Source organism: Paracoccus sp. NFXS7, from assembly GCF_040148865.1.
In the GTDB taxonomy this organism is placed as follows: Bacteria; Pseudomonadota; Alphaproteobacteria; order Rhodobacterales; family Rhodobacteraceae; genus Paracoccus; species Paracoccus marcusii.
Window position 1 is genome coordinate 282,931 of record NZ_JAKEKV010000002.1, and the last position, 11,209, is coordinate 294,139.

The 11,209-nt window shown below is 67.0% G+C and carries 10 protein-coding genes; 9 read left to right on the top strand and 1 reads right to left on the bottom strand.

The genetic code is table 11. The annotated features are described in order from the left end of the window. Positions 1-4: 4 nt before the first annotated feature. Positions 5-751, bottom strand: a complete 747-nt coding sequence (ubiE, locus tag LZ686_RS06105) for a bifunctional demethylmenaquinone methyltransferase/2-methoxy-6-polyprenyl-1,4-benzoquinol methylase UbiE (RefSeq protein ID WP_046000852.1) — start codon at positions 749-751, stop codon at positions 5-7. A gap of 75 nt (positions 752-826) precedes the next feature. Between ubiE and mutM the strand changes: the two genes are divergently transcribed. The 9 genes from mutM to LZ686_RS06150 all read left to right on the top strand — a co-directional run bounded on the left by mutM (position 827) and on the right by LZ686_RS06150 (position 11,204). Next, entirely contained in the window at positions 827-1,672 is an 846-nt protein-coding gene (gene mutM / locus LZ686_RS06110) for a bifunctional DNA-formamidopyrimidine glycosylase/DNA-(apurinic or apyrimidinic site) lyase (RefSeq protein ID WP_046000575.1), read from the top strand. Positions 1,673-1,741: 69 nt separating this feature from the next. Then, complete coding sequence (locus LZ686_RS06115) at positions 1,742-2,518, top strand: enoyl-CoA hydratase (RefSeq protein WP_046000574.1); 777 nt, start codon at positions 1,742-1,744, stop codon at positions 2,516-2,518. A 157-nt stretch (positions 2,519-2,675) separates the two neighbouring features. Continuing rightward, positions 2,676-2,945: a 30S ribosomal protein S20 gene (gene rpsT / locus LZ686_RS06120; protein WP_045982305.1), complete on the top strand. Its 270-nt coding sequence runs from the start codon at positions 2,676-2,678 to the stop codon at positions 2,943-2,945. Between the two features lie 543 nt (positions 2,946-3,488). Beyond that, on the top strand, positions 3,489-4,850 hold the full coding sequence (gene dnaA / locus LZ686_RS06125) for a chromosomal replication initiator protein DnaA (protein WP_045982304.1): 1,362 nt from the start codon (positions 3,489-3,491) through the stop codon (positions 4,848-4,850). An 84-nt stretch (positions 4,851-4,934) separates the two neighbouring features. Then, positions 4,935-6,053: a DNA polymerase III subunit beta gene (gene dnaN, locus LZ686_RS06130; RefSeq protein WP_046000572.1), complete on the top strand. Its 1,119-nt coding sequence runs from the start codon at positions 4,935-4,937 to the stop codon at positions 6,051-6,053. Continuing rightward, a complete protein-coding gene (recF, locus tag LZ686_RS06135; protein WP_349547280.1) occupies positions 6,050-7,126 on the top strand; it encodes a DNA replication/repair protein RecF in 1,077 nt (358 codons plus the stop codon). Before dnaN ends, recF begins: the two co-directional genes overlap by 4 nt. Next, positions 7,123-7,764 carry a LysE family translocator gene (locus LZ686_RS06140; protein WP_045982301.1) on the top strand — a complete coding sequence of 214 codons (642 nt, stop codon included), beginning with the start codon at positions 7,123-7,125 and terminating at the stop codon, positions 7,762-7,764. The genes recF and LZ686_RS06140 overlap by 4 nt, the downstream gene beginning before the upstream one ends. A 93-nt stretch (positions 7,765-7,857) precedes the next feature. Continuing rightward, entirely contained in the window at positions 7,858-10,293 is a 2,436-nt protein-coding gene (gene gyrB, locus LZ686_RS06145) for a DNA topoisomerase (ATP-hydrolyzing) subunit B (RefSeq protein ID WP_349547281.1), read from the top strand. A gap of 173 nt (positions 10,294-10,466) precedes the next feature. After that, entirely contained in the window at positions 10,467-11,204 is a 738-nt protein-coding gene (locus LZ686_RS06150) for an outer membrane protein (protein WP_349547282.1), read from the top strand. Positions 11,205-11,209 lie beyond the last annotated feature (5 nt).

Below are 11,209 nucleotides of genomic sequence, written 5' to 3' on the forward strand. Positions count from 1 at the left end.
ATGCCTACAATTTCCAGCCGGAATGCAGGGCGGCGATGCCCATCGACAGGTTGCGCCACTGCACCCTGTCAAAGCCCGCGTCACGGATCAGGGCGGCAAAGCTGTCCTGGTCGGGAAACTTGCGGATCGATTCGACCAGGTATTGATAGCTGTCGCGATCGCCCGTCACCGCCTGCCCCATCGCCGGAATCACGTTGAAGCTGTAGCGGTCATAGGCCCATTGCATCGCCGGCACCGGGATCTGGCTGAACTCAAGCACCATCAGGCGGCCGCCGGGCTTCAGCACGCGGTACGCCTCGGCCAGCGCATCGGGAATGCGCGTCACGTTGCGGATGCCAAAGCTGATTGTGTAGCGGTCAAAGCTGTTGTCGGCAAAGGGCAGCGCCATCGCGTCGCCCGTGACCCAGGCCAGCCGGTCCGCCTTGTCGACGGCATCGGCACGCTTGCGCCCCTCGACCAGCATGGATTCGGTCATGTCGCAGACGGTGACCCGCGCGCCCGGCGCCCGGTCCAGGAACCGGAATGCCACGTCGCCCGTGCCGCCCGCCACGTCCAGCAGGTGCTGTCCGTCACGCGGCGCCAGCCAGTCCATCATCGCGGTCTTCCAGACGCGGTGGATGCCCACGCTCATCAGGTCGTTCATCACGTCGTATTTCGACGCGACCGAGGAGAAGACCTGATGGACCATGCCGGCCTTCTGATCCTCGTCCACGGTCTGAAAGCCGAAATGGGTCTGCCTGTTGTCCGTCATGCGCTTGCCGTTTGCCTGTTCCATTGCCAGATAGGTCCGGCGTGCCGCGCGCACAATGCGACGAAAGGAACCCGATTGCCAGAACTGCCGGAAGTCGAGACCGTTCGCCGCGGCCTGCTGCCCCATCTGGAAGGCGCGCGCATCGCCCGCGCCCAGATCAACCGCCCCGACCTGCGTTGGCCCCTGCCGGTGGACCTGATGCAGGTGCTGACGGGCGCCACCGTCACCGCGCTGCGGCGGCGGTCGAAATACCTGCTGGCCGACCTGGAAGGGCGCGGCACGGTCCTGTGGCACCTGGGCATGTCCGGCCGCATGCTGGTCGAAGGTGCGGGCCTGGCGGGGTTCCACCGCGATCCGGGCATCCATGCGCGCCACGACCATGTCGTGCTGACCACGGATGCGGGCACGACCGTCACCTTCAACGACGCCCGACGGTTCGGCATGGTCGACCTGATCCGCGAGGGCGCGTCCCATCCCCTGCTGGACCATCTGGGCCCGGAACCCTTCGACCCGGTCTTCACGCCCGCCTATCTGCAGGCGGCCTTTGCCGGTCGGCGGGTGCCGGTGAAACAAGCGCTGCTGGATCAGCGCATCGTCGCGGGCCTGGGCAACATCTATGTCAGCGAATCGCTGTGGCGCGCAGGCATCGATCCGCGCCGGGCGGCGGGACGGATCGGGGCCGCACGCATCGCGGCGCTGGTGGGCCATGTCCGCGACGTGCTGACCGACGCGATCGCCGCGGGCGGTTCCAGCCTGCGCGATCACCGGCAGGCCAGCGGAGAGCTGGGCTATTTCCAGCACAGCTTCCGCGTCTATGACCGGGCGGGCCAGCCCTGCCTGCGGGACGGATGCGGCGGCACCATCGCGCGGATCGTGCAATCGGGGCGGTCGTCCTTCTACTGTCCCGCCTGCCAGAGGTGAACGATTGGACGACTGCGCGGGCCTCTGCTAGGACGGGGGCCACGCAATCTGCCAACGAGGTCCAAGCCTATGGCTTATGAAACCATCATCGTGGAGATCGAGGACGAGGTCGCCCTGATCCGGCTGAACCGCCCCGAGGCGCTGAACGCGCTGAACGCCACGCTTCTGGACGAGCTGTCGGCCGCGCTGTCGGATGCCGACCGCAACGACAAGGTCCGCTGCATCGTCCTGACCGGCAGCGAGAAGGCCTTTGCCGCCGGCGCCGACATCAAGGAGATGTCGACCAAGACCTTCGTCGAGGTCTACGAATCCGACCTGTTCGGCGCTCAGATCGAGGCGATCACCCGGGTCCGCAAGCCGATCATCGCCGCCGTCAGCGGATACGCCCTGGGCGGCGGATGCGAACTGGCGATGGTCTGCGATTTCATCATCTGCGCCGAGAACGCCAAGTTCGGCCAGCCCGAGATCAACCTGGGCGTCGTCGCGGGCATCGGGGGCACGCAGCGCCTGACGCGGTTCGTGGGCAAGTCCAAGGCCATGGACATGAACCTGACCGGCCGCTTCATGGACGCCGCAGAGGCCGAGCGGTCCGGTCTGGTCAGCCGCGTCGTGCCCACCCCCAAGCTGATTCCCGAGGCGATGGCCGCCGCGCGCAAGATTGCCGAAAAGTCCCAGATCGCCACCAAGACCGTCAAGGAGGCCGTAAACCGCGCCTATGAGACGACGCTGCGCGAGGGTCTGCTGTTCGAGCGCCGGTCCTTCCATGCGCTGTTCGCGACCGAGGACCAGAAGGAGGGCATGGCCGCCTTCCTGGAAAAGCGCGAGGCGCAGTTCCGCGACAGATAAGGGTTTTCTTTTCGGCAAGGCTGGCCTATACGCCCCGACTTACATGCGTGTGGGCCCGCTTTGGCAAGAATCATGTCCGTCCCGAACGGGGACGGCGCCATGGGGCTTTTGCACGTTCGAAATTTAGACATGCAACTGACCCGATAGGAAGACACCCATGGCCAACACGCCCCAGTCCAAGAAACGCGCCCGCCAGATCGAACGTCGCACCGACGTCAACAAGGCCCGCCGTTCGCGCATCCGCACCTATATCCGCAAGGTCGAAGAGGCCATCGCCTCGGGCAATGCCGATGCGGCCGCGCTGGCGCTGAAGACCGCGCAGCCCGAACTGATGCGCGGCGTGACCAAGGGCGTCGTGCACAAGAACACCGCGTCGCGCAAGATCTCGCGCCTGGCGGCCCGCGTGAAGGCGCTGTCGGCCAACTGATCCACAGGCCCCACGGGGCCCTGAGATACGCGTTCCACGCCCTTCGGGGCACCGGAATACAGCATCGGGTGCAGGCGAAAGCCCTGCGCCCGATTTGCGTTTCTGCACCTGCGACATTTTGAAAAATCGAACGAATTCAAGCAATTCAGAAAATTGTTAATCGAGTCAAAGGCATCGCAGATTCGCTTGGACCAAGTTGCTGTCAAGCGCAGAGTTCGGTTGCAGCTATCCACAAGCTGGGGCTAGTTTCCTCCTTGCGATTCACGTCGCTTGGGGACGGGCCGGGCCCTGTGGACAGATCTTCGGATCCGTCCGGGACGACGGCCGGGCCGCGAAGAACACCTCTTCCGCCTTCGGGTTCACGACATCCGGCTGCCACCGGGTGTCCGGGGACCTGTGTCCAGGACCGAAAACGGGCTGATGCCCCTTGATCGACCGCGTTCGCGGTCGCGGGGGCAGCGTTTTTGCGTGCCACCCGGATGACGTGAATTCTGTCCCGTCGGATCAACCGGCGGGGATTGGGGACAGACGGGAAACGGGACGATGATGGACAAGATCTGGGGTCAGGCATGCGCCGAGCTGGAACAGAGCGTGGGGCCGAACAACTACAACCACTGGATCAAGCCGCTGCGCCTGATGGCGATCGACGACGGGGCCGCGCGATTCGTCAGCCCGACGCGCTTCATCTCTGACTGGGTCGGGCGGCACTTTGCAAAGGACATCATGGCGGTGCTGACCCGCCATGGCGCCCCGGTCGAGCGTCTGCGCTTTGACGTGGGCAGCGCCGCGGCGCGCCCCTCGGCCCAGGCCGCCGCCCCCGCGGGCCAACCGGCCGAGGCGCCGACCACCCGCGCCGCCCGCACCGATCTGGGCGCGCCGCTGGACAGCCGTTTCACCTTCGGGAACTTTATCGTCGGCAAGCCGAACGAGCTAGCCCATGCCGCCGCCCGCCGCGTGGCCGAGGGGGGGCCCGTGGGTTTCAACCCGCTGTTCCTCTATGGCGGCGTGGGCCTGGGCAAGACGCACCTGATGCATGCGATCGCGCATGACTATCAGGCGCGCCACCCGTCGGCGCAGGTCCTGTACCTGTCGGCCGAACAGTTCATGTACCGCTTTGTGCAGGCGCTGCGCGAAAGCTCGATCATGGACTTCAAGAGCATGTTCCGGAACGTGAACATGCTGATGGTCGACGACGTGCAGTTCATCGCCGGCAAGGACAGCACCCAGGAGGAATTCTTCCACACGTTCAACGCGCTGGTCGACCAGGGCAAGCAGATCGTGATCTCGGCCGACCGCGCGCCCGCCGAGATCAAGGGCCTTGAGGAACGCATCAAGTCGCGCCTGTCCTGCGGCCTGATCGTGGACCTGCACCCGACAACGTATGAGCTGCGCCTGGGCATCCTGCAGTCCAAGACGCAGGCCTTCCGCGCCCAGCAGCCCGACCTGGAGATCGGCGCGGGGGTGCTGGAGTTCCTGGCGCATCGCATCACCACCAACGTCCGCGTCCTGGAAGGCGCGCTGCAGCGCCTGTTCGCGCATGCAAGCCTGTTGCGCCGCGAGATCACGCTGGAGGTGGCGCAGGAATGCCTGGCCGACATCCTGCGGACCAACGACCGCAAGATCAACATCGACGACATCCAGCGCAAGGTGGCCGAGCATTACAACATCCGCCTGGCCGACATGATGGGTCCGAAACGCGCCCGCAACGTCGCCCGGCCCCGCCAGATCGCGATGTACCTGTCCAAGCAGCTGACCAGCCGCTCCCTGCCAGAGATCGGCCGCCGCTTCGGCGGACGCGACCACACCACGATCATGCACGGTGTGCGCAAGATCGAGGAGCTGCTGGTCGAGGACAGCGCCATGGTCGAGGACATCGCCGTGCTGAAGCGGATGCTGGAAGCCTGATCACGAAAATCTTGTGACTGCCCGCGCGGGCGGCTACACATCAGGTCCGGCAGGGGCCGCAGAGCCATGGGACAGGGGAAACTGATGAAATTCTCGATCGAGCGCGCCGTTCTGGTCAAGGCCGTGTCGCAGGCCCAGTCGGTCGTGGAACGCCGCAACACCATCCCGATCCTGGCCAACGTGCTGATCGAGGCCACCCCCGAAGGCGTCAGCTTCCGGGCCACCGACCTGGACACCGAGGTCGTGGACCGCGCCGTGGCCCAGGTCGAACGCCCCGGCGCCACCACCGTCAGCGCCGTGATGCTGAACGAGATCGCGCGCAAGCTGCCCGACGGCGCCCTGGTCCAGCTGGCCAGCGACGACGCCTCGGGGCGACTGTCGGTCCAGGCCGGGCGCTCGTCCTTCAGCTTGGCGACCCTGCCGCGGGCCGATTTCCCGGTCATGGCCACCAGCGAATACAGCGCGAACTTCAAGGCGCCCGCATCGGTGCTGCGCCGGCTGTTCGACAAGTCGAAATTCGCGATCTCGACCGAGGAGACGCGGTACTATCTGAACGGCGTCTACATGCACGTGGCCCAGTCCGAGGACGGCCCCGTCCTGCGCTGCGTGGCGACCGACGGGCACCGCCTGGCTCGGATCGACGCGCCCCTGCCCGCGAACGCGGATGCGATGCCGGGCGTGATCGTGCCCCGCAAGACCGTCGGAGAGCTGCGCAAGCTTCTGGACGACGACGAGGCCGAGATCGCCGTGTCGGTCAGCGAGACCAAGGTCCGCTTTGCCACGCCCACGATCACGCTGACCTCCAAGGTCATCGACGGGACCTTCCCCGATTACAGCCGCGTGATCCCGCAGGGCAACGCCCGCAAGCTTGAGGTGGACGCCGCCGACTTTGCCCGCGCCGTCGACCGCGTGGCGACCGTCAGCAGCGAACGTTCGCGCGCGGTCAAGCTGTCGCTGGACGCGGACCGGCTGGTCCTGTCGGTCAACGCCCCCGATGCCGGCGCCGCCGAGGAGGAGTTGATCGTGGCCTATGCCGACGAGCCGCTGGAGATCGGCTTCAACGCCAAGTACCTGCAGGAGATCGCGGGCCAGGTCGATCGCGACAATGCGGTGTTCCTGTTCAACGGCTCGGGCGACGCCGCCCTGATCCGCGAGGGCAGCGATCTCAGCGCGGTCTATGTCGTCATGCCGATGCGCGTGTGACACTGACGGCGCTGCGGCTGTCCCAGTTCCGGTCCTGGCCGCGGCTGGACCTGTCGCTGGACGCCCGCCCCCTGGCGATCCACGGGCCGAACGGGTCCGGCAAGACGAACATCCTGGAAGCGCTGTCCATGCTGGCGCCGGGCCGCGGACTGCGCGCGGTGGCCGCCCCAGACCAGGCGCGGATGGGCCCCGATGCGGGCTGGCGCCTCCGCGCCACGCTTGGCGATCACGCGGTCGAGACCGCGGCGCCCCCCGGCCAACCCCGCCATGTCATCCTGGACGACAAGCCCGTGACCCAGACCGCGCTGGCCCGGCTGGTGCGGGTCATCTGGCTGGTGCCCGCGATGGACCGGTTGTGGTCGGACGCACCCGAAGGGCGGCGGCGGTTCCTGGACCGGGTGACCCTGTCGCTGATGCCCGACCACGCGGACCTGGCGCTGGCCTATGACAAGGCCATGCGTGAACGCAACCGCCTGCTGCGCGATCAGATCGGCGATCCCGGCTGGTACCGCGCACTGGAGACGCAGATGGCCGAGGCCGGCGCGGGCCTGACCCGCAACCGCCAGGCGGCCCTGTCCGCCATCATGGCCGCGCAGGACGGCGGCACGGATTTTCCGGCCGCCCGCCTGACCCTGCTGGCCCAGGACGGCTTTGCCGACGATGCCGACTCCGCCAGCATCGCCGCGCGCCTGGCCGCGACGCGCCACCGCGACATGGCCGCCGGGCGGACGCTGACAGGGGCGCATCGGGCCGATCTGGGCGCCAGCTGGGGGCCGCAGGACATGCCCGCTGCGCAGTCCTCGACCGGAGAGCAGAAGGCATTGCTGTTGTCGCTGATCCTGGCCAATGCGCGGGCGCTGTCGGATCAACCGGTCCTGCTGCTGCTGGACGAGGTCGCGGCGCATCTGGACGCCGACCGGCGCGCGGCGCTTTACGACCGCATCACCGACCTGCCCGCCCAGACCCTGCTGACCGGCACGGGGCCGGAACTGTTCGACGCGTTCGGCCGGCGCGCGCGCAGCCTGGCCGTGACCAAGACCGACGGCGCCTCTGCGGCATGCGAGGCCGCATGACGCTGAGCGTGCAGGCGATCTGGCTGTATGCGGGCGCGCTGGCGGCGATCTGGCTGACGCCCGGCCCGGTCTGGGTGGCGATCATGGCGCGGGGCCTGTCGTCCGGTTGGGCGGGGGTCTGGCCGCTGGCGCTTGGGGTGGCGATCGGGGACATGATCTGGCCTCTGATCGCGATCTTTGGCCTGACGTTGCTGGTGGGCGATCAGGCGGCCTTGCTGTCGGTCCTGCGCTGGATCGCGGTCGCGGTCTTTCTGGGCATGGGCATCGGGCTTTTGCGCCATGCCGGGCAGGCCGTGGACAGCGACAGCCGCCTGACCCGGCGTGGTGGATGGGCGGGCTTCAGCGCGGGCCTGCTGGCCATTGCCGGCAACCCCAAGGCGGCGCTGTTCTATGTCGGCGTGCTGCCCGGTTTCTTCGACGTGGCGCGGCTGACCGGGCGCGATGTCGCGGTGATCGTGGGGATGTCGGGGGCCATTCCGTTCCTGCTGAACCTGGGCATGGGCGCCACGCTGGCCGCGCTGCGCGCCCGTCTGGCGACTCCCGCGGGGCTGCGGCGGATGAACCTGGCATCGGGCTGGCTGCTGATTTTCGTGGGGCTGGTGCTGGGTGCGGGCCAGATCTGGGCAGGCCGGGCATAAAACCCGCCGACGGGGCCGAAAAACCCAGCCAAAGCCGTGACTTTGCCCCTGCGAAGGCCTATATCGAGACATGACGAACAGAAAGCCCGACGCATGACCGACACCGCCGCCCAACCCGCTTTGTACGACGCCGATTCCATCAAGGTTCTTAAGGGTTTGGACGCCGTGCGAAAGCGTCCCGGCATGTATATCGGCGATACCGACGACGGGTCCGGCCTGCACCACATGGTCTATGAGGTCGTGGACAACGGCATCGACGAGGTCCTGGCCGGCCATGCCGACTTCGTGCAGGTCAAGATCCATGCCGACAGCAGCGTCAGCGTGCGCGATAACGGGCGCGGCATCCCGGTCGACATGCATGCCGGAGAGGGCGTCAGCGCGGCCGAGGTCATCATGACCCAGCTGCATGCGGGCGGAAAGTTCGACCAGAACAGCTACAAGGTGTCGGGGGGCCTGCACGGCGTGGGCGTGTCGGTCGTGAACGCCCTGTCCGATTGGCTGGAGCTGCGCATCTGGCGCAACGACAAGGAGCACTTCGTTCGGTTCGAGCGCGGCGACACCGTCAAGTCGCTGGTCGTGGTGGGCGATGCGCCGGGTGAAAGCGGGACCGAGGTGCGCTTCATGGCCTCGGCCAAGACCGTGCATCAGGACGGGACCTTCAGCAACCTGGACTATAGCTTCAAGACGCTGGAGAACCGCCTGCGCGAGCTGGCCTTCCTGAACAGCGGCGTGCGCATCATCCTGGAGGACGAGCGTCATGCCGAGGTCCAGAAGACCGAGCTGTTCTACGAGGGCGGCGTCAAGGAATTCGTGAAATACCTGGACCGGTCCAAGACCGCCGTCATGCCCGAGCCGATCTTCATCACCGGAGAGAAGGGCGGCATCGGCGTCGAGGTCGCGATGTGGTGGAACGACAGCTATCACGAGACCGTCCTGCCCTTCACCAACAACATCCCGCAGCGGGACGGCGGCACGCACATGGCCGGTTTCCGCGGCGCCCTGACCCGCGTGATCGGCAAATATGCGCAGGACAGCGGCATCGCGAAGAAGGAAAAGGTCGACTTCACCGGCGATGACGCGCGCGAGGGGCTGACCTGCGTGCTGTCCGTCAAGGTGCCCGATCCCAAATTCTCCAGCCAGACCAAGGACAAGCTTGTCTCCAGCGAGGTCCGTCCTGCGGTCGAGGGGCTGGTCGGCGAGAAGCTGGCAGAGTGGTTCGAGGAGAACCCGACCGAGGCCCGCCAGATCGTCGGCAAGATCATCGAGGCCGCCTTGGCCCGCGAGGCGGCGCGCAAGGCGCGCGAGCTGACGCGGCGCAAGACGGCGATGGATGTCGCCTCCCTGCCCGGCAAGCTGGCCGATTGCCAGGAGAAGGACCCGGCGCTGTCCGAGCTGTTCATCGTCGAGGGGGATTCGGCCGGCGGTTCGGCGAAGCAGGGCCGCTCGCGCCAGAACCAAGCCGTCCTGCCGCTGCGCGGCAAGATCCTGAACGTGGAACGCGCGCGGTTCGACCGGATGCTGGGCAGCGACCAGATCGGCACGCTGATCACCGCGCTTGGCACCGGCATCGGGCGCGACGAGTTCAGCCTGAAGAAGCTGCGCTACCACAAGATCGTCATCATGACGGACGCCGACGTCGACGGCGCGCATATCCGCACGCTGCTGCTGACATTCTTCTTCCGGCAGATGCCGGAGCTGATCGAGGGCGGGCATCTCTATATCGCGCAGCCGCCGCTCTACAAGGTCGGGCGCGGCCGGTCTGAGGTCTATCTAAAGAACGAGGCCGCGCTGGAGGATTACCTGATCCAGCAGGGCGTCGAAGGGGCATCGCTGCGCTTGGCCTCGGGCGAGGAGATCACCGGCAACGACCTGGCCCGCGTGGTCGAGGAGGCGCGGGTGGCACGCCGCGTCCTGCGCGCCTATCCGACCCACTACCCGCCCCACATCACCGAACAGGCCGCGATCGCCGGTGCGCTGGTGCCGGGCCGCATCGACCAGGACGCCCAGGGCGTGGCCACCGACATCGCCGCCCGCCTGGACCAGATCGCCGAGGAGTACGAGCGCGGCTGGCAGGGACGCCCAACCCAGGATGCCGGCATCCGCCTGTCGCGCACCCTGCGCGGGGTCGAGGAGAACCGCACCCTGGACGGCCAGATGCTGCGCAGCGGCGAGAGCCGCAGACTGGGCGAGATGACCCAGGCCATGCAGGACATCTATGCCAAGCCCGCGCGCCTGATCCGCAAGGATCGCGACCAGCCGATCCACGGCCCCCTGGGCCTGCTGCAGGCGGTGTTCCTGGAGGGCGAGAAGGGCCTGTCCCTGCAGCGCTACAAGGGACTGGGAGAGATGAACCCCGAGCAGCTGTGGGAAACCACGCTGGACCCCGTCGCGCGCACCATGCTGCAGGTCCGCATCGAGGACGTGGCCGAGGCCGAGGACCTGTTCACCAAGCTGATGGGCGACGTCGTCGAACCGCGCCGCGAGTTCATCCAGCAGAACGCCCTGAACGTCGAGAACCTGGATACCTGAACGGCCCATGTTGCCCAAAGGTCACTGTCCATGCCCGTCACCGCGTGCAGGGACAGGGGCCAATGCGCGTTTTAATTGATCTTGGGCCGATTCTCTGCGCTGGATTGACCGGATATCATTTGCAGATCGGGCGCAGCCGGTGGGCGCGCCCCAGCTTTTCAGGAGTATCCCCCATGCGCCTCTTCGCTCTCTCCTCCGTCTCGGCCCTGGTCCTGGGGGCAGGCGCTGCCCTTGCCGGGGGCGTGGTGTCGCCCGTCGTCGACGTGGCACCGGTGACGGTGACACCCGTGGCGCCGATCGCCTCGGCATGGGGTGGCGCCTATGTGGGCGGGTCGCTCGGCTATGTCTTCGGCACCGAGGATCAGGTGGGTTTCTCCGAGGTCATCGACGGCGAGGACGTGGGCCTGATCGGCGGACTGGGTGATGTCGGCATCTCCGGCGCAACCGCAGGTCTGCAGCTGGGCTATCGCTGGCAGCGCGGCAACTGGGTCTTCGGTCCTGAACTGGGCGTCGAATTCGGCTCGGTCGACGAAAGCATCGACATCGGTGATCCGCTGCTGGGCCGCGTCGAGAGCGAGATGAAGAACATCGCCACCCTGGTCATCAAGACCGGCTATGCGGTCAACCCGCAGACGCTGGTCTATGGCACCCTGGGCGTCGCCCGCGGTGATTTCGACTATACGCTGAGCACGGGCGACTTCTCGCAGACGCGCGGCTTCACCGCGACGGGTGCCGCGGGCGGCTTGGGCGTGGAGCGCATGATCAACCCGCGCACGTCGATCTTCGCAGAATACCAGTACCGCGATTTCGGCAACGAGCGGGTGGAGTTCTCGGACGGGACCGACACCCTCTCGACCCGCGCCAGCATGACCATGAGCAGCGTCAAGATCGGCGCGAACTTCCGCTTCTGATCAGA

Bases quoted from the DNA above. Each gene is read 5' to 3' on its own strand.
- ubiE (WP_046000852.1), bottom strand. From the start codon at position 751: ATGACGGACAACAGGCAGACCCATTTCGGCTTTCAGACCGTGGACGAG.
- LZ686_RS06115 (WP_046000574.1), top strand. From the start codon at position 1,742: ATGGCTTATGAAACCATCATCGTGGAGATCGAGGACGAGGTCGCCCTG.
- rpsT (WP_045982305.1), top strand. From the start codon at position 2,676: ATGGCCAACACGCCCCAGTCCAAGAAACGCGCCCGCCAGATCGAACGT.
- dnaA (WP_045982304.1), top strand. From the start codon at position 3,489: ATGATGGACAAGATCTGGGGTCAGGCATGCGCCGAGCTGGAACAGAGC.
- dnaN (WP_046000572.1), top strand. From the start codon at position 4,935: ATGAAATTCTCGATCGAGCGCGCCGTTCTGGTCAAGGCCGTGTCGCAG.
- LZ686_RS06140 (WP_045982301.1), top strand. From the start codon at position 7,123: ATGACGCTGAGCGTGCAGGCGATCTGGCTGTATGCGGGCGCGCTGGCG.
- gyrB (WP_349547281.1), top strand. From the start codon at position 7,858: ATGACCGACACCGCCGCCCAACCCGCTTTGTACGACGCCGATTCCATC.
- LZ686_RS06150 (WP_349547282.1), top strand. From the start codon at position 10,467: ATGCGCCTCTTCGCTCTCTCCTCCGTCTCGGCCCTGGTCCTGGGGGCA.